Origin of the sequence: Octadecabacter arcticus 238 (assembly GCF_000155735.2) — a bacterium.
GTDB classification, from domain to species: Bacteria; Pseudomonadota; Alphaproteobacteria; order Rhodobacterales; family Rhodobacteraceae; genus Octadecabacter; species Octadecabacter arcticus.
The window spans coordinates 1,435,546-1,458,518 of record NC_020908.1; the positions used below are offsets into that span (position 1 = coordinate 1,435,546).

22 protein-coding genes and 3 pseudogenes are annotated in these 22,973 nt (G+C 55.4%); 13 read left to right on the forward strand and 12 right to left on the reverse strand.

The window, feature by feature from the left end:
- Window positions 1-179: 179 nt before the first annotated feature.
- The 3 genes and pseudogenes from tnpC to OA238_RS29880 all read left to right on the forward strand — a co-directional run.
- Window positions 180-1,724 carry an IS66 family transposase gene (gene tnpC, locus OA238_RS07515; protein WP_476703815.1) on the forward strand — a complete coding sequence of 515 codons (1,545 nt, stop codon included), beginning with the start codon at window positions 180-182 and terminating at the stop codon, window positions 1,722-1,724.
- Between the two features lie 108 nt (window positions 1,725-1,832).
- Window positions 1,833-2,075 carry a hypothetical protein gene (locus OA238_RS32600; protein ID WP_051076404.1) on the forward strand — a complete coding sequence of 81 codons (243 nt, stop codon included), beginning with the start codon at window positions 1,833-1,835 and terminating at the stop codon, window positions 2,073-2,075.
- 214 nt (window positions 2,076-2,289) lie between these two features.
- Window positions 2,290-2,463, forward strand: a pseudogene (locus OA238_RS29880) (DDE-type integrase/transposase/recombinase); the annotation flags it as partial.
- A gap of 75 nt (window positions 2,464-2,538) precedes the next feature.
- On the opposite strand, the pseudogene OA238_RS07530 reads toward OA238_RS29880, so the two are convergent.
- Window positions 2,539-3,064: pseudogene (locus tag OA238_RS07530) on the reverse strand (transposase); the annotation flags it as partial.
- A 414-nt stretch (window positions 3,065-3,478) separates the two neighbouring features.
- Window positions 3,479-3,646, reverse strand: a pseudogene (locus OA238_RS34685) (sigma factor); the annotation flags it as partial.
- Between OA238_RS34685 and OA238_RS34945 the strand changes: the two are divergent.
- Window positions 3,581-3,853 carry a hypothetical protein gene (locus tag OA238_RS34945; RefSeq protein WP_420806482.1) on the forward strand — a complete coding sequence of 91 codons (273 nt, stop codon included), beginning with the start codon at window positions 3,581-3,583 and terminating at the stop codon, window positions 3,851-3,853. The pseudogene OA238_RS34685 and the gene OA238_RS34945 sit on opposite strands and share 66 nt — an antisense overlap.
- Here the strand turns inward: OA238_RS34945 and OA238_RS07540 are convergent.
- A complete protein-coding gene (locus OA238_RS07540) occupies window positions 3,850-4,407 on the reverse strand; it encodes a hypothetical protein (RefSeq protein ID WP_015494731.1) in 558 nt (185 codons plus the stop codon). The two genes, OA238_RS34945 and OA238_RS07540, sit on opposite strands and share 4 nt — an antisense overlap.
- Window positions 4,408-4,640: 233 nt before the next feature.
- Between OA238_RS07540 and recA the strand changes: the two genes are divergently transcribed.
- The 3 genes from recA to OA238_RS07555 all read left to right on the forward strand — a co-directional run bounded on the left by recA (window position 4,641) and on the right by OA238_RS07555 (window position 9,840).
- Window positions 4,641-5,756 carry a recombinase RecA gene (gene recA / locus OA238_RS07545; protein ID WP_015494732.1) on the forward strand — a complete coding sequence of 372 codons (1,116 nt, stop codon included), beginning with the start codon at window positions 4,641-4,643 and terminating at the stop codon, window positions 5,754-5,756.
- A gap of 142 nt (window positions 5,757-5,898) precedes the next feature.
- Complete coding sequence (gene alaS / locus OA238_RS07550; protein ID WP_015494733.1) at window positions 5,899-8,553, forward strand: alanine--tRNA ligase; 2,655 nt, start codon at window positions 5,899-5,901, stop codon at window positions 8,551-8,553.
- A 219-nt stretch (window positions 8,554-8,772) separates the two neighbouring features.
- Complete coding sequence (locus OA238_RS07555; protein ID WP_015494734.1) at window positions 8,773-9,840, forward strand: IS630 family transposase; 1,068 nt, start codon at window positions 8,773-8,775, stop codon at window positions 9,838-9,840.
- Window positions 9,841-9,887: 47 nt separating this feature from the next.
- Here OA238_RS07555 and typA read toward each other — a convergent pair whose 3' ends face one another.
- From typA to OA238_RS07595, 9 genes are all read right to left on the reverse strand, one after another.
- Complete coding sequence (gene typA / locus OA238_RS07560; RefSeq protein WP_015494735.1) at window positions 9,888-11,702, reverse strand: translational GTPase TypA; 1,815 nt, start codon at window positions 11,700-11,702, stop codon at window positions 9,888-9,890.
- A gap of 119 nt (window positions 11,703-11,821) precedes the next feature.
- Window positions 11,822-12,157, reverse strand: a complete 336-nt coding sequence (locus tag OA238_RS07565; RefSeq protein WP_015494736.1) for a DMT family transporter — start codon at window positions 12,155-12,157, stop codon at window positions 11,822-11,824.
- A gap of 28 nt (window positions 12,158-12,185) precedes the next feature.
- Window positions 12,186-12,815 (reverse strand): YitT family protein, encoded by a 630-nt coding sequence (locus OA238_RS07570; RefSeq protein WP_015494737.1) that lies wholly within the window; start codon window positions 12,813-12,815, stop codon window positions 12,186-12,188.
- Window positions 12,816-12,920: 105 nt separating this feature from the next.
- Window positions 12,921-14,132, reverse strand: a complete 1,212-nt coding sequence (locus OA238_RS07575) for an NADP-dependent isocitrate dehydrogenase (RefSeq protein ID WP_015494738.1) — start codon at window positions 14,130-14,132, stop codon at window positions 12,921-12,923.
- A gap of 290 nt (window positions 14,133-14,422) precedes the next feature.
- Complete coding sequence (locus OA238_RS32605; protein ID WP_083906672.1) at window positions 14,423-15,061, reverse strand: HD domain-containing protein; 639 nt, start codon at window positions 15,059-15,061, stop codon at window positions 14,423-14,425.
- The gene (locus OA238_RS32610) at window positions 14,950-15,591 is read right to left on the reverse strand and encodes an HD domain-containing protein (protein ID WP_015494740.1); all 642 of its coding nucleotides are present in this window, start codon (window positions 15,589-15,591) and stop codon (window positions 14,950-14,952) included. The genes OA238_RS32605 and OA238_RS32610 overlap by 112 nt, the downstream gene beginning before the upstream one ends.
- A complete protein-coding gene (locus tag OA238_RS07585; RefSeq protein WP_015494741.1) occupies window positions 15,591-16,043 on the reverse strand; it encodes a hypothetical protein in 453 nt (150 codons plus the stop codon). The genes OA238_RS32610 and OA238_RS07585 overlap by 1 nt, the downstream gene beginning before the upstream one ends.
- A gap of 14 nt (window positions 16,044-16,057) precedes the next feature.
- The gene (locus tag OA238_RS07590; protein WP_015494742.1) at window positions 16,058-16,288 is read right to left on the reverse strand and encodes a hypothetical protein; all 231 of its coding nucleotides are present in this window, start codon (window positions 16,286-16,288) and stop codon (window positions 16,058-16,060) included.
- A gap of 13 nt (window positions 16,289-16,301) precedes the next feature.
- Window positions 16,302-16,955: an alpha/beta hydrolase gene (locus OA238_RS07595; RefSeq protein WP_015494743.1), complete on the reverse strand. Its 654-nt coding sequence runs from the start codon at window positions 16,953-16,955 to the stop codon at window positions 16,302-16,304.
- A 165-nt stretch (window positions 16,956-17,120) separates the two neighbouring features.
- Here OA238_RS07595 and iscR point away from each other — a divergent pair, with 165 nt between their 5' ends.
- The 6 genes from iscR (at window position 17,121) to OA238_RS07625 (ending at window position 22,913) form a co-directional block, all read left to right on the forward strand.
- The gene (gene iscR, locus OA238_RS07600; RefSeq protein ID WP_015494744.1) at window positions 17,121-17,579 is read left to right on the forward strand and encodes a Fe-S cluster assembly transcriptional regulator IscR; all 459 of its coding nucleotides are present in this window, start codon (window positions 17,121-17,123) and stop codon (window positions 17,577-17,579) included.
- Window positions 17,580-17,715: 136 nt separating this feature from the next.
- A complete protein-coding gene (locus tag OA238_RS07605) occupies window positions 17,716-18,792 on the forward strand; it encodes a cysteine desulfurase family protein (RefSeq protein ID WP_187293161.1) in 1,077 nt (358 codons plus the stop codon).
- Window positions 18,793-18,807: 15 nt separating this feature from the next.
- Entirely contained in the window at window positions 18,808-20,331 is a 1,524-nt protein-coding gene (gene sufB, locus OA238_RS07610) for a Fe-S cluster assembly protein SufB (protein WP_015494746.1), read from the forward strand.
- Window positions 20,328-20,615: a hypothetical protein gene (locus tag OA238_RS07615; RefSeq protein WP_044036459.1), complete on the forward strand. Its 288-nt coding sequence runs from the start codon at window positions 20,328-20,330 to the stop codon at window positions 20,613-20,615. Before sufB ends, OA238_RS07615 begins: the two co-directional genes overlap by 4 nt.
- Window positions 20,616-21,032: 417 nt before the next feature.
- Window positions 21,033-21,851: a polysaccharide pyruvyl transferase family protein gene (locus OA238_RS07620; RefSeq protein ID WP_015494747.1), complete on the forward strand. Its 819-nt coding sequence runs from the start codon at window positions 21,033-21,035 to the stop codon at window positions 21,849-21,851.
- 528 nt (window positions 21,852-22,379) lie between these two features.
- Window positions 22,380-22,913, forward strand: coding sequence for a hypothetical protein (locus OA238_RS07625; RefSeq protein WP_015494748.1), 534 nt, complete (start codon window positions 22,380-22,382; stop codon window positions 22,911-22,913).
- Window positions 22,914-22,973 lie beyond the last annotated feature (60 nt).

The window sequence follows — 22,973 nt, forward strand, 5'->3', positions numbered from 1 at the left end:
ATGATGCCCGAGATTTGGTATGTAATGGCATGAGTAAGACCCCTCCAAATCTGACTAATCTGCCCCCTGAAGTACAGGCATACGTTGCCGCGCAAACAGCGGAATTGTCAGAGCTGAAGCAAGCGTTTCTCGGGTCATCCCTTGGCCATGCGACGGTACAAAAACGCCTCAAGGATGAGATGGCATCAGTGGACGCCGCCCTGAGTGCCGAGCGCACCGCTCATGCGCGGGCCATCCAGAACCGAGACACCATCATCGCCGATCTGCGCCTGCAACTCCACGGTCACAACAAGCACCGCTTTGGCTCAAAGTCGGAAAGCAGTGCACAGCTGGCGCTTGAGTTGATCCTTGAAGAACTTGAGATCGAACAAGCCGTTGAGACAGATGATGAACCCTCTGACGCTGAGGCCAAGCCGCCCCGCACACCGCGCAAGCGCAAACCTTTCCCAAAGGGGCTGAAGCGTGTCCAAAAGACCATCACCCCCAGTGATGCTTGCACCGACTGTGGCGGCAGCTTCAAAGTGCTTGGAACGGATGTGATGGAGGAGTTGGAATATGTCCCGGGACATTACATCGTGAACCAAATTGGCCGCCCGCGTCTGGCCTGCACCTGTTGTGAGGCCGTTGTTCAGGCTGAGATGCCAAGCCGACCCATTCCGAAGAGCTTTGTCGGCCCCGCGCTGATGGCCCACATCCTGTGCTGTAAATACGGCTATCATCTGCCGCTGTATCGCCAGAGCCAGATGTTTGCCAACGAGGGCATTGATCTGAGTGGATCGCTCATGGCGGGATGGGTCGGCAAATGCACCAAACTGCTGGAGCGCGTCTCAGATGCAATCCGCGATCACGTCTTTGAGGCGCAGGCGATCTTCATGGATGACACAACGGTCAAGCTGCTCCAGAAGGGCAATGGCAAAGGAAAGAATAAGACCAAAACCGCGCGACTGTGGGTCTATGCCCGAAAAGAAGACACTTGGGCCAGCGGAGCTCCACCTGCGGTGTGGTACCAGTTCTCCACCAGCCGTGAGGCGGAGCATCCCAGCAAGCATCTCGAAAGCTATGAAGGCTACGCCCATGCGGATGCCTATGCTGGGTATAATGACGCCTACCGCACGGGGCGGGTCAAAGAGATGGCATGCATGGCCCATGTGCGGCGTGAGTTCTTTGACCTTTATGAAAGCACAAAGCTGCCCGTGGCGGGCGAAGCCGTGCTGCGGATTAAAAAGCTCTATGATGTTGAGACACAAGCGCGGTTCCTGCCCCCTGCGGAACGCGTGGCCCTGCGTCAGGAATACGCCAAGCCGATCTTTGATGACCTGGAAGTCTGGCTTAAAGAGCAACTGGGCAAGATCTCTAGCAAGACGCCGCTGGCCAAGGCGATCAAATATGCACTGGCGCGCCTGCCAAAGGCACGGCCCTATCTTGATCACGGCTTTCTTGAGCTGGACAACAACACAGCCGAGCGCGCAGTGCGCCCTGTGGCCGTGGGACGCAAAAACTATCTCTTCATGGGATCAGAAGCAGGCGGCAAATCTGCAGCAATTGCTTATACGTTGATAGAGACCGCCAAGATGAACAAAGTGAATCCCAAAGCCTGGCTCGCATGGGTGCTGGAACGCATCCAGGACCATCAAGCAAACCGTATCAACGATCTCATGCCGTGGGCCTATCAGGACATGATCGATGCTAAAAACGCCGAGGCCAAGGCAAAAGACGCAGCTTGATCAAGGGCAGCGTTGATGCTTACGCATTATGGGACAAGTACGTCATGGTTTTGTCACGGTTTAGTTCCGGTCTCTTTCGAGCAACGTTTGCTATGAAGGAGATATGGAATGGCAACGAGATACACAGACGAGTTTCGGCGTGAGGCGGTGCGCATAGCGATCAGCAGCGGCTTAACCCTTGCCCGACAGTCGATACGCAGTATCGTTGAGAGGGGCGACGCAGGTATCATCAGATTTGGGCGTTGGCCTTTCGACGCTAAACAAGTGGGTTCAACAACATCCGGCGCCCGGCAGGGTATTGCGCAGCAATGTCCCGAGAGGGAGCATGATGATTTGATGATCGTCATTTGAGCGCCATTGGTCCAAGTGAAGATGGCGATGGCCGCATGAGGACGTTGAGAAGGAGAACACCCGCCTTAGCAAATAAGTCCGGCTGCTGCGTGAGGAGAGGTAAGTGCTAAAGTGGAGGCGTTGGCAATTGATCCAGTGGATCATTTGTCGCCGATATCGCGGCGATCCACTGACCGGCAGGGCATTGCGCAGCAATGTCCCGAGAGGGGGCAATCACACGTTCAACATCGCGCCTCATCTGCTGGATCAGGATTTCTCAGCGGATGGCCCCAACCAGAAATGGGCTGGCGACATATCCAATATCTGGACCAGTGAAGGGTGGCTGTATCTGGCCATCATCCTTGATTTGCACTCCCGTCGCGTCATCGGATGGGCCCCCTCTCATCGATACTTTGTATCGACTGCCGGTCAGTGGTCAGTAACCGCATGAAAGAGTTATGCCCAAAAGTTGGTGACGGCTTGATTAAGCAGCATTTTGAAGTTGCTTGATCCCGTCTTTGAACTCAACCCCTTGAATGACTTCGGGTAGGCGGTTGGTGCCGCTGAGCTTTCGCCATTTCTTCTTGGCTGACATCATCAGCTTGAAGACCATCGACAGCGCCGTTTTTCGGCTCAGGCAGCCCTTTGTCTTACGGGTTCGGTTACGAACGGTGGCGAAGACGCTTTCGATGGGGTTGGTGGTTCGGATGTGCTTCCAGTGCTCGGCAGGGAAATCGTAGAACGTCAGCAACATGTCGCGATCTTTGGTCAGCTTTTTGACCGCCCGCTCGTATTTGACGCCGTAGGTTTCAACGAACAGATCGAAGGCGACGACGGCCGCCTTTTTTGTTGCCGCCATCTATTACCCAGCAGGACATGCTTGCATGCCTGAGAGGGCATATGTCTTGCAACCCTGCCTTGGCCTTTTCATGCATTGGATTGGGCATAGCACCCGTGATGTTGGCCATCTTGTGGACCCAGCAGCGTTGTTCTTTCGTCGTCGGGTATATCGCGAGCCCACCAACGGTAAGCAGCGCCAACGTCAGCACCAAAGATATATACACCCACAGAGTGTAAAACCACTTTGCCGCCGTCATATTGGCAAACTGGGGATTCCTATAAAGGCCGTCGTGGCACTGTCCGTCAGTTCCTTCGCGCAGTCTTTGTCCAAGTTCAGTATCTGGGTCAATTTGGCCCGCATCCTCATACGAAAAACCAGACACGCCAACGAGGATCAGCGCCTCGCGTTGTTCATCATGCAATTGGTCAAACGTGATTTTGAAATCCATAAATTGCAATCGGCCGTCGCGATCGAGCTTAACTGAAATCTTGTTCGAAAAGAAGTTGTCCACGTCAGCATTTTCGCGGTTCAATGTGCGGCAGCTGCTGTGAAAATTAATGCGCAGGATCGTAAAGCGCCAAGCCCGCATGTTCGTCTCAGGATTGAATTTATCTATGTTTACCAATGCTTTAAGTACGGTGTCCTGCATCATATCATTTGCTGTAGATCTGGTCCGCGTCAGGCTATGGGCAAACGCCCTGAGCGCCGAAAGATATGTCACCAACTCGTCGTGCGGATCGAGGTTAGTCACTGTCTGACGGGGTCGCAGTTGCGGGGTGACAGATACACAGCAGCTACGCTTGAAGTGATACTCAAAGATTGGTCTGACTTTGACAATGAAAACCCGGTTAAGGTGAACCTGTTCAAGTGTTCCATGCGATTTGGACCGCCTCTGGCCAGCAGTTTGTCGATTCCGAAGCCGGTCTGCGCAGCCTTATGTTTTATGGGCCACAGCTAGCGTTTCGCAGCATTCCAATCCGAATACATCTCCGGTCTTTTGCGCAGCAGCTTACTTTCAGTCTTTTCGCTGAGCGTCAGATCGCCGTCCGGCGACACATTGCGATGCTTGAGGGTGATTTTGAAGTTCAACCGATCCTCAAAGAACGAAACCAGCTTGTCCATCTGTTCGTACTGGAACAGGTGATCGACGATGACCTCACCGCTGCCACGACGCAGAAACTTTGTTGAACTGCCGACATTGGCCCATCCCGCGGGTTCACCCTTGGCATATTCGATTACAAAATCATCAAAGGTGATGGTCTTGGTGCTGTGGGGATTGCCATCCACATCCGCGCGTCGACGATAGCGGTACCAGCTGCCTAGCCAACCAATAGGATGGCGCACAACACAGATCAATTTCATGTCTTCGAGCCCACATTTTTCAAGATAGGGCACAAGAAAGCGGTTATGTCGATAGGCTGGCGTGTGTTTTAGAATCGGTGGATTGCGCATCACCATGTCCGAACGCGGCGCCAATGCCGCCTCAAGTGCGGTCGTCCCCGTCTTCGGCATCGCCAAAAAAAACCAATTTTTCCTTCGCAAATACAAGCATTTACACGCAACTCCTGTTCCTCGTTATCTTGTAAACTACTCCTTAACATCTCTGCGGGAAAGATGAGTTGTGAACGATTTTAGTTGAAGTGTTCATGTTTTGATCTCATAAGAGTGAGAACAAGAGGTGAACGAAGCATCAGTTACGACCCCCATTGAAGCATCTAGGGGGGCATGGAATAAGGACAAAAATCATGGCAACGGCAGAGCTCCTAAAGATGACAGACAAGAAATCAGCGGACAAACAAAAAGCGCTCGATTCGGCGCTGGCCCAGATCGAACGTCAGTTCGGCAAGGGATCGATCATGACGTTGGGCGGCAATGCTATTCAAGAGATCGAAAGCACGTCGACGGGGTCACTTGGCTTGGACATCGCGCTTGGAATTGGCGGCATCCCGAAGGGACGCGTCGTTGAAATTTACGGGCCTGAATCGTCGGGCAAAACTACGCTGACGCTGCATTGTCTCGCGGAAGAGCAGAAAAAAGGTGGCGTTTGTGCGTTTGTCGACGCAGAGCACGCGCTTGATCCCGGCTATGCCAAAAAGCTTGGGGTGAACCTTGATGAGCTTTTGATTTCGCAGCCCGATACGGGTGAGCAGGCGCTAGAGATTGTCGATACGCTGGTCCGCTCCGGCGCGGTCTCGATGATTGTTGTCGACTCCGTTGCAGCCCTGACGCCGAAATCCGAACTTGAAGGCGACATGGGCGATCATTCTGTCGGCGTTCATGCCCGCTTGATGAGCCAAGCAATGCGCAAGCTGACTGGATCCATCAGCCGCACCAAATGTACCGTTATCTTCATCAATCAGATCCGGATGAAAATTGGCGTTATGTTCGGCTCGCCCGAAACAACGACAGGCGGAAACGCGTTGAAATTCTACTCTTCTGTGCGTCTGGATATTCGCCGCATCGGATCCGTTAAGGATCGCGATGAGATCGTTGGCAACAGCACTCGAGTAAAGGTGGTCAAGAACAAGGTCGCGCCACCGTTCAAGCAGGTCGAATTCGACATTATGTATGGCGAAGGCATCTCTAAGTTGGGCGAATTGGTCGATATGGGCGTCAAAGCGGGCATCGTTGAAAAGTCCGGCTCATGGTTTTCCTATGGAGATGAACGCATCGGGCAGGGCCGTGAAAACGCCAAGACCTTCCTGCGTGAAAACCCACACTTCGCCAACGAGATCGAGGATAAAATTCGCGCAGCGCACGGACTTGATTTTGACGGCGCAACCAAAAAAGACTGCGCAACCAAAAAAGACGGCGCAGCTAAAAAGCCGGGCAAAGAAGACGACGCGCTTCTGGAAGATTAAATTTGATTGCTGGTCGATTTTTGGGGCCATTGGGGGCGCGGGGGAAACCTTGCGCCCTTTTCGCGTTGCGCGCTGTGGACTTGCGTTCGGCGCAAGGCTATTTCACGACAGCAATAATTGACCCCGACGGAAAGCCAAACACATGACCAGCCTGTCAGATATCCGATCCACCTTCCTTGATTACTATGCGCGCCAAGGTCACGCGGTCGTGGCGTCCAGCCCGCTGGTCCCGCGCAACGACCCGACGCTCATGTTTACCAATTCGGGCATGGTGCAATTCAAGAACCGCTTTACGGGTGTGGAATCAGGCGACTATCAGCGTGCGACCAGTTCACAAAAATGCGTGCGCGCGGGTGGCAAGCACAACGATCTGGACAATGTCGGTTATACTGCGCGCCACCATACGTTCTTTGAAATGCTCGGTAATTTCAGTTTTGGGGATTACTTCAAAGCCGAAGCCATCCCATTCGCGTGGAATCTGCTGACCAAAGATTTTGGCATCGATAAATCCAAACTGCTGGTGACAGTCTATCACACCGATGACGAAGCCTATGACCTTTGGAAAAAGATCGGCGTTCCTGAAGATCGTATTATCCGCATCGCGACGGATGATAATTTCTGGCGCATGGGGCCAACCGGCCCCTGTGGTCCGTGTACCGAGATTTTTTATGACCACGGTGATCATATTTGGGGCGGCCCGCCGGGATCGCCCGATGAAGATGGCGATCGGTTCATTGAAATCTGGAACGTCGTGTTCATGCAAAATGAACAATTCGATGATGGCACCTTGAAGCCGCTGGACATGCAAAGCATCGACACCGGCATGGGGCTGGAACGCATTGGCGCACTGCTGCAAGGTGGGCATGACAACTACGAAACCGACCTTTTTCGCGCCCTGATCGAAGCGTCAGCCCATGCGACCAGCACGGATCCGTTTGGTGATCAAAACGTGCATCACCGCGTCATTGCCGACCATCTGCGCTCCACCTCGTTCCTGATCGCAGAGGGCGTATTGCCATCAAACGAAGGGCGCGGTTACGTGCTGCGTCGCATCATGCGTCGCGCCATGCGTCACGCGCACATACTCGGATCGAAAGATCCGGTCATGCACCGGTTGGTGCCAGCCTTGGTGCAACAAATGGGCGCGGCGTATCCTGAATTGGGGCTGGGACAGACGCTAATCGAAGACACGCTGCTTAACGAAGAAGTCCGGTTCAAGACGACATTGGATCGTGGACTGAAACTGCTTGATGACGCACTCGTTGATGTGCCCGAAGGGTCCGATCTGTCCGGTGATACCGCGTTCAAGCTCTATGATACGTTCGGGTTTCCGCTGGACCTCACGCAAGACGCATTGCGTGAGCAGGGTCGCGGTGTCGACACCGACGGGTTCAAAGCGGCAATGGATGCTCAAAAGGCCAAGGCGCGCGCGGCGTGGACCGGCACAGGCGCGTCTGCGGATGCGGCGATCTGGTTTGATATCGCAGACAAGCAAGGCAGCACAGAATTTTTGGGATATGAGACTGAAACTGCACAAGGCCAGTTGTTGGCAATTGTGTCAGATACTGATCCCGTTGACAGTGCTAGCAAAGGCGACTGCGTCGCGCTGATTTTCAACCAAACTCCGTTTTATGGCGAGAGCGGTGGACAGGTGGGTGACGAGGGCACAGTCAAGACCGACACAGGCACCGCCCGCATAACTGACACCAAAAAGGTCGTCGGACTATTTTTGCACATGGCCGAAGTCACGAGCGGGACAATTACCAAGGGTCAAGGTAGCGAACTGGTGGTGGACCCTGCGCGCCGCGCTGCGATACGTGCCAACCATTCGGCCACACATTTGTTGAACGAAGCCTTGCGAGTCGCCCTTGGCGATCACGTAGTCCAGCGCGGATCGCTGAATGCAGCGGATCGTTTGCGGTTTGATTTCACCCACACTGGCGCCATGACCTCCGCGGAATTGACGCAAGTCGAACAGGACGTGAATCGTTATGTGCAACAAAACACGGCCGTATCTACACGGATCATGACACCGGACGACGCCCGCGCCATTGGCGCACAGGCGCTCTTCGGCGAAAAATACGGCGACGAAGTCCGCGTTGTGTCCATGGGCCGCGCGAAAACGGGCAAAGGCGCCGAAGGGCTGACCTATTCGTTGGAACTGTGCGGCGGCACCCATGTGGCGCGCACGGGCGACATCGGCATGTTTGCATTGACTTCCGAGCGGGCGTCGTCAGACGGCGTGCGCCGCATCGAGGCACTGACAGGTCAAACCGCGATGACGTACCTGCGGACACGCGACGAAACCTTGGGCGACGTAGAAGGCATGCTCAAAGCGAAGGGTGCAGATGTAGCATCCCGGGTCAAAGCCTTGATGGATGAACGCAAAGCGCTGGCCAATGAGGTGGCGCAATTGCGTCGCGAGGTTGCGATGGGGGGCGGTGCGAAGGATGAAGGCCCACAGGCTAAGACGATCAACGGCATCGCGTTTAAGGCGCAGGTGATGCAGGGCATCACGGGCAAGGATTTGCCAGCTATGATTGACGAGATGAAATCGGTCATGGGCAGTGGTGCGATCTTGCTGATCGCGGACGGCGACGGCAAGGCCGCGGTTGCTGCGGGTGTTACGGCAGATCTGGTCGACAAAGTCAGCGCCGTTGATCTGGTCCGCGCGGCTGTTGCCGAGCTTGGTGGTAAGGGGGGCGGTGGTCGCCCCGATATGGCGCAGGGTGGCGGCAAAGATGCCAGAAATGCTGACGCAGCCATAGCAGCGGCTGAAGCGATCCTTCTGGCCTAGTCGTTTCTGCCTTCCCCCTGCCTTTGTCTCAAAAATATCCCGGGGGGGGCGAAGCGGGGGCAGCGCCCCCTCCGAGACACAAAAAAGGCCCGCGTTTCGATATGAAACGCGGGCCTTTATTTATTAATATACTCCTGCGCCTGAATTGACCTGACGATTTTGGGCCTGCGATTCACTTCGTCGCATGGCCAAAGGCGGTTCAGTCTGTATTTTGAGTTTATGAGCAAGCAATACAAAACAGTCTCCTTATCCGACGAGCAGCGCATAGCACTTGAAGCGCTTTGCCGCCGCCGCAAAGTTGACGCCCTTGTTTGGAAACGGGCGCGCGCGTTTCTTCTTTTGGACGCAGGAGAAGACGCCGGAACGGTTTGCCGGATTTTGGATATTGGCCCGACAGTTTTGACGGAGTGGCGATTTGCCTTTGCCGGTGTGGGACTATCGTTTTTCGGTCTGAAGGACTACAGCCAGCGTCAGGGTCATTTGTCCGTCGTGCAAGAGCAGGCGGTGAGAGCCCATTTCACCGCGCAGCCTGCCCGCAATGCCGATGAGGTCTGTGCCTATGTTCTAGCCGAGTGCGACCAAAACTACAGCACGTCGGGAGCCGCCAAGCTGATGCGCCGCCTGGGGTTCGCGTATAAGAAACCACAATTACTGCCTGCACAGGCCGATGAAGCCAAGCAGGCTGCGTTTATTGCCAAATATGAGGCCCTGATGAACGGGTTGGCCGCAGATGAGATGGTTGTCTTTTCGGACGCTGTCCACCCCGAACACCAGAGCCGCCCCGCCCATGGTTGGTTCCCCAAGGGACAAAAGACGGCCCTGAAGGCGACATCAGGGCGCAAGCGGCTCAACATTCAGGGCGCGCTTGACCTTGAGACTTTCCAGTTCACCTTTGTGGAAGGCGAGAAGATCAATGCCCAGACAACCCGACAGATGCTGGAAAAGTTGGAACGCAACAACCAAACCAAGACGGCCATCCACGTCTTTGTCGACAATGCCCGCTATCATCATGCCAAGATACTACAGCCATGGCTGGACAGCCCAGAACGTCGGGTGAAGTTGCATTTCTTGCCAGCATATGCCCCGCACCTCAACCCGATCGAGCGTCTTTGGGGTGTTATGCACAAATGGGTCACCCACAATCGGCACTATGCAACGTTCAACCAATTCACAGAGGCCATTTTCGACTTCTTCCGCAAGACCCTGCCAGAAAAATGGCCAGAGTTCCGCGACACCGTCACCGACAACTTCCGCGTCATATCGCTCAAGGAATACAAAGTGATTTGAGGGGAAAACCTCAGGTCAATTCAGGCGCGGGAGTATAAATCAGAATCTTAGTTCTTCTTTGCATTCCGCTTACGTTCAATCGGGTCAAGGTGACGCTTACGCATACGCACGACGAGCGGCGTGACTTCTACCAGCTCATCGTCATCGATATAGGCAATCGCCTGTTCCAGCGTCAACGTGACCGGTGTTGTCAAACGAACGGCTTCGTCGGTGCCCGATGCACGCACGTTGGTCAGTTGCTTGCCCTTCAACGGGTTCACCTCCAGGTCGTTTTCACGCGCGTGTTCGCCAATGATCATGCCCTGATAGACAGCTTCCTGCGCGCCGATGAAGAACTTACCGCGATCTTCCAGCTTCCAAAGGGCGTACGAAACAGAGGTACCGTTTTCCATAGAAATCAGAACACCAGCGCGACGGCCTGGAATTGGACCCTTATGAGGTGCCCATTCGTGGAACACGCGGTTCATAACGCCTGTGCCGCGTGTGTCGGTAAGAAATTCGCCGTGATAGCCGATCAAGCCGCGCGATGGTACGTGCGCCACGATTCGTGTTTTACCGCTGTTTTGCTTCATCTCGATCAGTTCACCCTTGCGCGTGCCGGTCATTTTTTCGATCACGGCGCCGGAATATTCGTCATCCACATCGATTGTGACTTCTTCGATCGGTTCGCAACGTTTGCCGTCAATGGTTTGGAACAAAACCTGCGGGCGCGAGACTGACAGCTCGAACCCCTCGCGACGCATGTTTTCGATCAAAACACCCATCTGCAATTCGCCGCGACCGGCGACTTCGAACGCTTCACCGCCCGGCGTGTCGGAAATTTTGATCGCCACGTTGGATTCGGCTTCTTTCATCAAACGCTCACGAATGACGCGAGACTGGACCTTTTTGCCGTCACGGCCAGCAAGCGGGCTGTCGTTGATGCCAAAGGTTACGGTGATGGTTGGCGGGTCAATTGGCTGCGCAGGCAAAGCTTCGGTCACCGATGTAGCGACAATAGAATCGGCCACGGTTGCCTTCGTCATACCGGCCAGCGTGACAATATCACCGGCTTCTGCCAGTTCGATCGGTTGCTGGCCGAGCCCACGGAACGCGAGGATTTTGGTGCAGCGGAAGGTTTCAATCAGCGACCCGTCAGCGTGCAGCGCTTTCACAGTTTCGCCAGCTTTCAGGGTGCCAGATTCAACGCGACCTGTCAGGATACGGCCGATGAAGGGGTCCGCGCTCAGCGTGGTGGCCAGCATGCGGAACGGTTCGTCGCGCGTCGCGATCTGTTTGGGGGCTGGAACATGCTTCACCACCATATCGAACAACGCATCAAGATTTTCGCGTGGGCCATCAAGTTCGGCGTCACACCAACCGGAGCGACCAGAGGCGTAAAGATGTGGGAAATCAAGCTGTTCTTCGGTGGCATCCAGGTTGGCGAACAGATCGAAACATTCATCCAGCGCGCGATCAGGCTCAGCGTCTGGCTTGTCGACTTTGTTCAATACAACAATCGGGCGCAGACCAAGGGCAAGCGCCTTGGAGGTCACGAATTTGGTTTGTGGCATTGGGCCTTCAGCCGCGTCGACCAGCAGAACAACACCGTCAACCATGGACAGGATGCGCTCCACTTCGCCGCCAAAATCGGCGTGACCTGGCGTGTCGACGATATTGATGCGCAGGCCTCTCCACTCAACCGATGTGGCTTTGGCGAGGATCGTGATACCGCGTTCGCGTTCCAGATCATTGGAGTCCATCGCCCGTTCGGTCGTGGTTTGGTTGTCGCGGTAAGTGCCCGATTGTTTCAATAGCTCATCCACGAGTGTGGTTTTGCCGTGGTCAACGTGGGCGATGATAGCGATGTTACGCAGGTCCATTGGAAGTCCTTAAGAAAGCATAAAAGCGGGCGCAAATGCGTCCCGCAGAAGATGTTGCGCGGGCAATACCGCGCCTTTGCTGGAAAGGATAGGGGGTATTGACCGAATTCGCCTTAGCGTTAGTGGGTCGCTGATTTTGAGAACATTTGGATGATGACAATTCCTGCAAGGATCAACGCCATACCAAGAACCGCGGGCCAGTCGAGCGTTTGGCGAAACACCACCCAGCCGATCACTGCGATCAGCACAATGCCCGATCCTGACCAAATCGCGTACATGATGCCGACGGGCATCGTTTTCAGCGTCAGGGCCAACAAATAGAACGCTGCGGCGTAGGCGATCACGACGATGATAGACGGACCCAGCTTTCTAAACTGTTGGCTGGCCTGAAGGGCTGTGGTGCCGATGGTTTCAAAGATAACGGCGACGATGAGGGTGATGAAATGTGCGGGCATGATTTGGCTTTTCTACGTGGCGCAAGTCTTAGGTCGCAACGTACCAGTCTTTGCGGTGATTGAACGTGATGATCATATTGACGATGAATGCGCCCAGCATCGACAGCAAGACCGCGCGCGTCTCGATGATGAAAAACGCGGCTGCGAATATGCAAATATCAAACAGCAGCTGCGTAAATCCGGCGCGAAAACCTGTCGCTTCTTGAACATAAATCGCGAGGATCCCGACGCCACCCAAGGAGGCCCCGTGACGGAATATCGCCAGCAATCCTGCCCCCGTGAGCGCGCCGAACAGCGCCACGCCGTAGATAGGGTTCAAGGTTTCAAAACTGATGAGACGGGGAAACCAGATAGAGAATGCCGATACCATGACGACTGCGATCACGGTTTTCAGCACAAAACGAGGTCCGATGCGTTTAAAGCCCAGCCAGTAGAACGGCAGGTTTACTGCAAAGAACATCAGCGCAAATGAATAGCCCGTTGCATACGACAGCAACAATGCCAGACCCGCGGTCTGCCCTGTGACCAAGCCAAGATGCGTCAGGATTACGAGGCCAGTTGCGGCCATGCCGGTTCCCGTCAAAAGGCCCTGCGCGTCCTCAAGATAGGTGTGGCGGCGGGGGCGGTTTCTCGGGGGGATGCGTTCTATGTCGGACATGGCGATGGCCTATGGGTCAGGCTGGACCAAGTCCAGAAGAAAGGGCCACCCGAATTTTTAATCATGCGGGCAGCTCTTTGATTCTTTTTGCTGTGTAGAAGAAAATTAGCTCAGTGCAGCGCTCAGGTTTTCGTTGATCTTCTCAAGGAAACCCTCTGTCGTCAGCCATGACTGATCGGGGCCAACCAGAAGAGCGAGATCCTTGGTCATCGAACCGGATTCAACCGTATCGACGATCACTTTTTCCAGGGTTTCAGCGAAGGCCATCAGCTTGGCGTTGTCGTCCAGCTTGGCGCGGTGACGCAACCCGCCGGTCCAAGCGAAGATCGACGCGATTGAGTTGGTGGACGTCGCTTCGCCCTTTTGGTGCTGGCGGTAGTGGCGCGTCACGGTGCCATGTGCGGCTTCTGCTTCAACGATCTTACCGTCGGGCGTCATCAGCTGGCTGGTCATCAAGCCGAGCGAGCCGAACCCTTGTGCGACCGTGTCTGACTGCACGTCGCCGTCGTAGTTTTTACAGGCCCAAACGTACCCACCGGACCACTTCATTGCAGATGCAACCATGTCATCAATCAGGCGGTGCTGATATTCAAGTCCGGCTGCATCGAAGCGGTCTTTAAATTCCGCGTCAAAAATACGTTGGAAAATCAACATAAACTGACCGTCATACTGTTTCAAGATCGTGTTTTTGGTGGACAAATAGACCGGATAGTTGCGCTTTAGGCCGTAATTGAACGACGCGCGGGCGAAATCCTCGATTGAGTTGTCGAGGTTATACATACCCATGTAGACGCCGGAGGAGGGGGCATCAAACACCTCTTCTTCCATCACAGTGCCGTCTTCCCCGACAAATTTCATCGACAGTTTGCCCGGGCCGGGGAATTTCATGTCGACGGCTTTGTATTGATCGCCAAATGCGTGGCGGCCAATGATGATTGGTTGGGTCCAGCCGGGCAAAAGGCGCGGGACGTTCGAGCAAATGATCGGCTCGCGGAAAATCGTACCGCCTAAGATATTGCGGATCGTGCCGTTGGGCGATTTCCACATCTTTTTGAGGCCGAATTCTTCGACCCGGGCTTCGTCTGGTGTGATGGTCGCACACTTCACTGCAACGCCGATTTCTATTGTCTTTTCAGCGGCATCAATGGTGATCTGGTCATCCGTCGCATCGCGGTTTTCCATGCTAAGATCGTAATACAACAGGTCAATATCGAGGTAGGGCAGGATCAGTTTGTCTTTGATAAAGGCCCAGATGATGCGGGTCATTTCATCGCCGTCCATCTCAACAATCGGGTTGGCTACTTTGATCTTATCCATCGGTGGATGTCCTTGTGCTGGGTGCGGAATTTAGGGTCGGATAGCCCATGTTCAGGCGGGTGAAAACCCCTGTATGCCGTTGTATACCGTTTTGCATATCGCTGCGTGCCATGCTGTTACATTCGAATATACCGCATCACAGCCCATGCACAGGGCGTACACAGGCTGTACACAAGCTGTATGTACACTTTTGCGGATCGTCCGTGACAGAAAGGTGAAATTTTCCTGCAGAAAACTTCATGGAAGAATGGATATTTGAGAAGCAAAGACGAGGTAGAAAAGAAGAAGGGTTATGTGTTGGCGCCAAACCATGCATCAATCTGCGGCGCGAGGGCGGTCCAGGGGGCAGGCGCGCCGCGTTTGGCTTTGACACCGACGCGGGTGTCAATCTGGGTGCGGGTGACGTTGTAGTCCTGCCAAGATCCGCCGCCTGATTGCAGATTGCAGATTAACGGCTGGGCGCGAACAACAGCTTTGGCAAAGTTCGCGTCGGGTGTTGCGGCGGCCTCAAAGGTTTCCCAAATCGCGCGAAATTCGGTTTCCTGAAAATCAGGCAGCATGCCAAACAGACGGGTTGCGGCGGCTTGTTCTTGCGCCTCGACCGCGGCCACATCAAAATCGCCGTGGATCGGGTTGTCGCCCGCATCGATTTCGACAATATCGTGGAGCAGCAGCATAAGCAGCACTGTGTCCAAGCGCGCAGGTGCCGCGGCATGATCAACCAACGTCATCGCCCAGAGCATAATGTGCCAAGAATGTTCACCGGAATTTTCATGGCGCGATCCATCACACAGCGTCGTGCCGCGCAGGACCGATTTTAGCTGGTCGCGGCTTCCATCACGAACCGCAAGCGCGACGCGGTCGGTTCCATCGGTGCAAGGCGGAGTTTGTTCAGCAAGTTGGACGCGTGTTGATAAAGTTCGGGCCAGTCGTCATGCAGATCGGCAAAGCGGCCCGTTTCGAGGATGCCGCGCAGGATATCGTGTTCGTTTTGGGTTTGAACCGGATTGGACAGTTCCAGAAACATCGGCACGGCTTTGTCGATCATTTTGGCATAACGGGCATCCTTGGATTTGCCAGTTTCGAATTCTTCCCATAGCTGGCGATATGCGATGTCTTGGTCAGCCGGCATCAGGCCAAAAATGCGGGTCGCGGCGGCGGCTTCTTTGGCGGTGATGTCATCATGATCATGGGGCAGGTGGATCGGATGATCGCCTTCATCAATTTCCACGATGTCATGCAGCAACAGCATCTGGATCACACGGGCGATGTTGGCCCCATTGGACTGATCCGCGAACACGAGCGCCCAGAGGCAGACGTGCCATGAATGTTCGGCGGTGTTTTTAAAGCGCGACCCGTCGGCCAGCACATTGGCGCGGATGATGGATTTCAGTTTGTCGGTTTCGATCAGAAAAGCCAGTTGCGCGGCTATGCGGTCGGCTGTCTGAAGATTTGGCATCAGGGGCTTTCGGTTTTAGGAAAATTGGCGGTCATGCAGGCGTGCGTCGGCAAGACTGACGGGGTCCGCAGCATGTTGGTGAAGAGGGCTGCATCCGGAAATCCGTCCCACGGATAAAGCCCGTGGATCGCGTTGGCGAAGGCTTCTATGACAGAGTGGTCACGGAGGGGCGTGTCATCGGTGAGTGTCAGGGCGCGGGGAAGTGAAGGAATAGGTTCATAGCCGATAATCTCCCAATGATTGTGGGGCACAAGTGCCAGATCGACCGCCAGCATTGCTTTGACGTCGCGGGCCGGAATCGCGAAGACCTCTGATTTCAGGGTCATGTGGCGGCCGGTGAGATAGAGGACGGCGCGTGTGTCACCGTCTTTGGGTGCTTGGGCAATCTGGGCGAGCGTGAAATCGCTATCCAACAGTGGGATCAAAATGTGATCGGCGTCTTGCGCGTCCATTGGTCCCTCGGGGCTTATTGTGGCGGTTCTGGGAATGCTTTGGCGGCGCGTTCCGCCAGCATGTCGCGGGCGCGTTTTTCGGCGCGGCGCACGCGGATCGAGGTCAGGAACGCTTCTTGCAGGGTTTGGCTGGACGAGCCGAGGATGTCTGCGACTTTTTGGATGATGCCTTCGTCGCCTGTGCGCAGCTCATCCGCGAGGGCGAGCTGCGCAATTTCGTCGGCCATGTCTTCGGTTAGTGCCATGTTTAGCGGGCCATTAGCGGGTTGTTTCGGTCATGCGGTGACGTACGTAGGTTTGCACTGTATCAATCATCGGATCCATGTGCGGATCTTCGAAGAAGTGGCCCGCACCGGGCGTTTCTTCGTGGGTGATGGTGATACCTTTTTGTTCGTGCAATTTATTCACGAGGGTCACGGTGTCAGCAGGCGGAGCCACGCGGTCAGCCGCGCCGTTGATGATCAGGCCAGAGCTTGGGCAGGGTGCCAAGAAGCTGAAGTCATACATATTGGCGGGCGGTGACACGGAGATGAAACCAGTGATTTCAGGGCGACGCATCAGAAGTTGCATTCCGATCCACGCACCAAACGAGAAGCCAGCGACCCAGCAATGTTTGGAGTTGTTGTTCATCGACTGCAGATAATCCAGTGCCGAGGCTGCATCGGACAATTCGCCGATGCCTTGGTCGTATTCCCCCTGCGAGCGGCCAACGCCACGGAAGTTGAACCGCAACACCGTAAAGCCCATCTGATAGAAGGCGTAGTGCAGGTTATAAACGACCTTGTTGTTCATCGTTCCGCCAAACTGCGGGTGCGGATGCAGCACAATGGCGATCGGCGCGTCGCGTTGTTTTTGTGGGTGATAGCGGCCTTCAAGGCGGCCTTCGGGTCCGGGGAAGATGACTTCGGGCATTTTTGTCCGTTTCTGGTCTGGAGGTACCGATTGTTGACTAAAACGCTCAGGCACCTTAGAAAGATTCTAAATCGAGGCGGGGCGACACCCCTGCAGTCAGACTGAGTTAATAGGGTGCTGGGGCGACGTCAACGCCCAAGCACTGCACAGTGAGGGGCAAAACCTGTGAAATTAAGCACAAAAGGCCGGTATGCGATGGTTGCACTGGCCGATATCGCCTTGCAGCCTGTGGGAACGCTGGTCAGCCTTGGGGAATTGTCGCGCCGCCAAGACGTATCATTGCCCTATCTGGAGCAGTTGTTTGTGAAGCTGCGCCGTGCGGGACTGGTTGAAAGTGTCCGTGGTCCGGGGGGCGGGTATCGTCTGGCGAGGCGGACGTCGGACATTCGCGTCGTCGAGATATTGTCCGCCGTTGATGAGACAGTGAGTGCGATGCACCAAGGGGCAGGGGCGTCCGGTGGGTCGTCAGGATCGCGGGCGCAGTCGATGACCAACCGGTTGTGGGAGGGGTTGAGCGCGCATGTCTACGTGTTCCTGCACCAGACCCGGTTATCAGATGTGGTCGACAACGGGTTAGCGCCGTGTCCAGCCGTGCCGTGTTTGTTTGAGGTTGTGGACGAATGATCCGTAAAAATGATCTGGCGATCAGCGCCTGCGGCGGGCGGCATCGTGGGGGCAGCCCCCAATCCTGGGGCGCTGCCCCGTCCTTCGGACCCCCCCGGGATATTTTTGAAGCAAAGACTGGGAAGTACATAAGAGCGTGATGCGGGTTTATTTGGATCATAATGCGACGGCTCCGCTGCGGGTCGAGGCGCGGGATGCGATGATTGCGGCGATGGATGTCGTCGGCAATCCGTCATCGGTGCATGGGGAAGGGCGCACGGCCAAGGCGATTGTTGAACGCGTACGGGCACAGGTCGCAGCGGCAGTGGGCTGCAATCGCGCCGAGGTGGTGTTTACCAGTGGTGCGACCGAAGCTGCGTCGATGTTAGGGCTGTTGAGCGCTGGCGCGGATGTCTTGGTGGACGAGATGTCCCACGATGCGTTGTGGGCGCATGTCAGTATGTCAGGACTGGGCGAGACACCAACACGCGGGCACACGCTGGCGATGGGTTTGGCCAATGGCGAAACAGGGCTGATCACGCCGGCCCCACAAAAGGTCGATGGTCAGTGGTCCTTTGGCGAAACCCGCGCCGATTGGTTGATGTTGGATGTGACGCAGGCCGTGGGGCGCATCCCGTTCGCGTTTTCGTGGTCGGGTGCGGATTTTGCTGTGCTGTCGGGCCATAAGTTTGGCGGACCCAAGGGCGTTGGCGTGCTGATCGTGCGCGATAATGTTGATATCAACCCGCTGAGCGTCGGGGGTGGTCAGGAAATGGGCCGCCGGTCGGGCACCGAGAACATTATCGGGATCGCTGGCATGGGGGCCGCGATCGAGGCGGCCATGGGTGATTTGGCAAACGGCGTTTGGGACCGCGTCGAGAAACTTAGAAGTATTCTAGAAACTGGGGTTGAGGTTGCGTCAAAGGAGACTATTTTAGTCGGGAATGACAAAGCAAGGATTCCTAACACGTCCTGCCTGCTGACACCGGGTTGGAAGGGTGAGACGCAAGTGATGGCGATGGACCTTGCGGGGTTCGCAGTTTCCGCCGGATCGGCCTGTTCCAGCGGTAAGGTGAAAGCCAGCCGCGTGTTGCTGGCGATGGGATACGGGCAAGACGACGCCGCGAGCGCCATACGCGTCTCGTTGGGGCCAGAGAATACCGAAGAGGACGTCACGCGGTTTGTGGATGTCTGGACAGATAAATTAGAGCGGCACCGGAACCGGTCGGCCTGAATAGGAGTTACGCAGATGGACACGATGGAAAAAGTAGACGTCAAAGACGGTGTGGATCAGGATACGGTGGATGCCGTTCAGGCGCTGTCGGGCACCTATAAGCACGGCTGGAACACCGATGTTGAGATGGAATACGCGCCGTTGGGCCTGTCCGAGGACATCGTGCGGCTGATTTCGGAAAAGAACGAAGAGCCGCAGTGGATGTTGGATTGGCGTCTGGAAGCCTATGCGCGCTGGTTGACCATGCTAGAGCCTGATTGGGCGATGGTCGACTACCCCAAGATCGATTTTCAGGACCAGTATTATTATGCGCGTCCAAAGAGCATGGAGGTGAAGCCAAAGTCATTGGATGAGGTCGACCCGAAATTGCTGGCGACCTACGCCAAGCTGGGCATTCCACTCAAAGAGCAGGCGATTTTGGCGGGCGTCGAGGGCGCAGAGGACATGTCCGAAGCGCCGCGCAAGGTTGCGGTGGATGCGGTGTTTGACAGCGTCTCGTTGGGGACGACGTTCAAGGACGAGTTGGCGAAGGCTGGCGTGATCTTCTGTTCGATCTCCGAAGCGATCAAAGACCACCCGGAATTGGTGCGCAAATATCTTGGCACCGTGATCCCGGCGGCGGACAATTATTATGCCTGCTTGAACGCGGCGGTATTTTCCGACGGCTCGTTTGTTTACATCCCCAAAGGCACCAAATGCCCGATGGAGCTGTCGACATATTTCCGCATCAACGCTGAAAACACCGGCCAGTTTGAACGTACGCTGATCATCGCCGACGAGGGGTCGTATGTGTCCTACCTTGAAGGCTGCACAGCGCCCAAGCGCGACATAGCGCAGTTGCATGCGGCCTGCGTCGAGCTGATCTTGATGGACGACGCCGAGATCAAATATTCCACCGTGCAGAACTGGTTCCCCGGTGACGAGAACGGCGTCGGCGGAATTTACAACTTTGTGACCAAGCGGGCCGATTGCCGTGGGGATCGCAGCAAAGTGATGTGGACCCAAGTCGAGACAGGGTCTGCGGTGACGTGGAAATACCCGTCCTGCATCCTGCGCGGTGATGACAGCCAAGGCGAGTTCTATTCCATCGCCATTGCCAACAACATGCAGCAGGCCGACACGGGCACCAAGATGGTGCATTTGGGCAAGCGCACCAAGTCGCGCATCGTGTCCAAAGGCATTTCTGCGGGCAAAGCGCAGAACACCTATCGCGGTTTGGTGTCGATGCACCCTAAAGCCAAGGACAGCCGCAATTACACCCAATGCGACAGCCTGTTGATCGGCGACAAATGCGGTGCACACACGGTTCCTTATATCGAGGTGAAGAACAATTCATCGCGGGTAGAGCATGAGGCGACGACATCCAAAATTGACGACGAACAGATGTTCTACTGCAGATCACGCGGCATGGGCGAAGAAGAAGCTGTCGCGCTGATCGTCAATGGGTTTGCCAAGGAAGTGCTGCAAGCGTTGCCGATGGAATTCGCGATGGAAGCACAGGCTCTGGTGGCGATTTCGCTCGAAGGCTCTGTGGGTTGAAACGTCAGGGCCGCCAAGACCTTATCGCGATTGTTTGCGCTTTTGTGGGCGCAGGCGTTGTGCGTCGCGGGGTGCCACCCGTTGAGGGTATACCAGCAGTGGTCATGTCGATTGTTGGGGCGGCCATTGGCTTGATGCTTGCGCGGGCTGTGTTCAAGATGATGAACGACAAAGAAGCAGCGCGCGCGGCGTTGAAGCAGGCGGATGCGAACAAAGACCTGATCGAAGCTGATCCTGCTGCGGCGCTTTTTGACGATGAGAACGATAGGGGCGACAAGGCATGATGCGTGGGCGGCACGACAAATGTTTGGACGCCATGGAAGCACAAGCGTTTATAGCGATTTCGCTGGAGAACGTCTTTGATTGATCGGCTTCTCCATTTGGAAATGCCGCTGGCATCGGTGGGACATCTAAAGGCTGTAATGACAGGAGTTGCCATTGGAGCGGTGCTTTCTGTGCCGATGTTGGTTGGGGCTAACGGGTGGTTTGCCTTACCCTTTGTATTGTATTTCCCATTCCACGTCTGGATTTGCATTTCGGTGTTTCTCGGAGCAGTCTCTTCGTTAGAACGAGCCAGAACTCTTGGGCCATTTACCTATGGATTTTTTGGTTCACTTTTTGCGCGTTTATTTTCTCCATTTGTTTTGTCTTGGTTGGTTCTACACATCCATGCTGGCCGCAGTTCTAACAGGGGCCGTTGATTGACCTACACCAACCCCCTCCGTTTGTTCTGGTATAAAAAGGAACAGAACTTTGGCGATGCCATCAGTCGCACCATTGTGTCCCATGTGTCGGGGCGCGATGTGACGTGGTCGGGGCATAATGCGTGTGAGATGTATGCGCTGGGCTCACTGATGAAGATGATCAAGAACAACCAGCAGGACCTGCGTGAAAAGGGCGGCAAGCCGTTTATTTGGGGCACTGGCGCAATGTCGGGGTTGGTGGACCTCGAGTTCCTGAAAAACGTTCGTGTGGCGTTGTTGCGCGGGCCGATCACGGCGGCGCTGCTGCAGCGCGATGACCGTGTGTTTGGCGATACGGGGCTGTTGATTGCTGACGCCCTCGGGGATCGACCTGCGCGCGAAGACGTTGTCGGGTTGGTGCCGCATATGCATTTCGCCGATGACCCGCGTTTTGCCAAGATTGCCGACGAAAACCCACAGATCCGACTGATTGACGTGCGTAATCCGGATGCCCACAACGTCGTCGCCCAGATTGCGTCGTGCAGCCACGTCATCAGCCAGTCCCTACATGGGTTGGTCACTGCGGACGCATACGGCATTCCCAACACATGGCTTGACCCGCTTGGCATCCACGGTGGCGCGATGCTGAAATTTTACGACTACGCGGCTGGCATTGGCCGCGCGATTGGCAATCCGATTGAGCCGAGCGACATCGAGCAGGTCGCACGAGCGGCATCGACAGGTGCGCTGGGCTACGCTGACGGGATTGCGGCGGCGCAAGAGGCTTTGTATGCGAGTTTCCCGAATGGTCTAAAACAACAAGAAATGGACGCGTAATGGTCCCCGAAGTGCAATTCTATCCCATGTATGAAGGCGAACCGATGTGGGCTGATGTTGACATGAAAATGCGTGCCCAAGGTCTTGTGCTGCATAAAATTATTCATCAGAAATCCATGGTTCTTCCGTCGAGCCAAGCGTCCAGTCATCACAATCGCGACTGTTCACAATTTTTGGACGGGGCTGCTGTCTATATTCGCAATGTGCAAGACATCGACGCGCTGAGCATGCACCCGCCAAAGGCGCTGGCTTTGGCGGCAGTTATTGTCGTGCAGAGCTATGATTTATGTGCGTATCACCTTAAGGATTTGAAAGCGCGTGGGGCCGGTCTAGGCAGCGCCACGCGTCAGTATTACGGGCGGTTATCATCGGATGTTTTGGCGGATCATCCTGCCCAAGACCCCGCGCAAGAGGAGACGCAAGTGTCGACGTTTGACCTTGATCGCCACCTCACGGCCTGCGCAATGCCGCATTTCGGCCCCACAAGGCTGTTATCGCTCTGCTCAAGTCAATCGAGGATCTATCAAAATGGCAGTCAGTTCGACGACATTTGCGCAGCGGATGGAAACTATAAAGTCCGGAAAAACCACGTCGTGGACCGTTCCGGGGCAGGGTCTTGCGAGCGCGAGCGACGAGCGCAGCTTTTTACGCAAGTCGGGCCACAAAATGGCGGCGCGATCGACACACAAACGCATCAACCCGTTCATGTTTCTGCTGGCGCTGGCGCTGGTCGCCGGAGCAGTGAGCGTGATTGCGGCCCGATGGATCGACTTTACCTATCTGGACACAGCACTGGCATACGCCGCCGCAAAGGGTGTGGACGGCGCGTCGATCATCGGGTCGGTTCCGACCCCGATCAGTCTTGCGGTGGTGATAAGCATCGTCGCGATGTTTGTGCTGCGCTTGGGATCCAAGCAGACCGTCCCATTGCAAATAGTGGGTTTCCTCCGGGCGCTGCTGTTCGAGGGCGACCTTGTGGTGCTGGCGCCCGAGGTCTACGCCCGTTTTTATCCGCAGTCGTGGATCGCCGACATGATGGCGAGCGCTTCACTGCTAACCTAACACCTAAATTCACCTTTAATCTGATACAGAGGGCCGCGGTTTCGCGGGTCCTCTGTTTTG

Coding starts and splice junctions, on each gene's coding strand:
- tnpC (WP_476703815.1), top strand. CDS start 180: ATGGCATCAGTGGACGCCGCCCTGAGTGCCGAGCGCACCGCTCATGCG.
- OA238_RS32600 (WP_051076404.1), top strand. CDS start 1,833: ATGGCAACGAGATACACAGACGAGTTTCGGCGTGAGGCGGTGCGCATA.
- OA238_RS34945 (WP_420806482.1), top strand. CDS start 3,581: ATGGGCAAACGCCCTGAGCGCCGAAAGATATGTCACCAACTCGTCGTG.
- OA238_RS07540 (WP_015494731.1), bottom strand. CDS start 4,407: ATGCCGAAGACGGGGACGACCGCACTTGAGGCGGCATTGGCGCCGCGT.
- recA (WP_015494732.1), top strand. CDS start 4,641: ATGGCAACGGCAGAGCTCCTAAAGATGACAGACAAGAAATCAGCGGAC.
- alaS (WP_015494733.1), top strand. CDS start 5,899: ATGACCAGCCTGTCAGATATCCGATCCACCTTCCTTGATTACTATGCG.
- OA238_RS07555 (WP_015494734.1), top strand. CDS start 8,773: ATGAGCAAGCAATACAAAACAGTCTCCTTATCCGACGAGCAGCGCATA.
- typA (WP_015494735.1), bottom strand. CDS start 11,702: ATGGACCTGCGTAACATCGCTATCATCGCCCACGTTGACCACGGCAAA.
- OA238_RS07565 (WP_015494736.1), bottom strand. CDS start 12,157: ATGCCCGCACATTTCATCACCCTCATCGTCGCCGTTATCTTTGAAACC.
- OA238_RS07570 (WP_015494737.1), bottom strand. CDS start 12,815: ATGTCCGACATAGAACGCATCCCCCCGAGAAACCGCCCCCGCCGCCAC.
- OA238_RS07575 (WP_015494738.1), bottom strand. CDS start 14,132: ATGGATAAGATCAAAGTAGCCAACCCGATTGTTGAGATGGACGGCGAT.
- OA238_RS32610 (WP_015494740.1), bottom strand. CDS start 15,591: ATGCCAAATCTTCAGACAGCCGACCGCATAGCCGCGCAACTGGCTTTT.
- OA238_RS07585 (WP_015494741.1), bottom strand. CDS start 16,043: ATGGACGCGCAAGACGCCGATCACATTTTGATCCCACTGTTGGATAGC.
- OA238_RS07590 (WP_015494742.1), bottom strand. CDS start 16,288: ATGGCACTAACCGAAGACATGGCCGACGAAATTGCGCAGCTCGCCCTC.
- OA238_RS07595 (WP_015494743.1), bottom strand. CDS start 16,955: ATGCCCGAAGTCATCTTCCCCGGACCCGAAGGCCGCCTTGAAGGCCGC.
- sufB (WP_015494746.1), top strand. CDS start 18,808: ATGGACACGATGGAAAAAGTAGACGTCAAAGACGGTGTGGATCAGGAT.
- OA238_RS07625 (WP_015494748.1), top strand. CDS start 22,380: ATGGCAGTCAGTTCGACGACATTTGCGCAGCGGATGGAAACTATAAAG.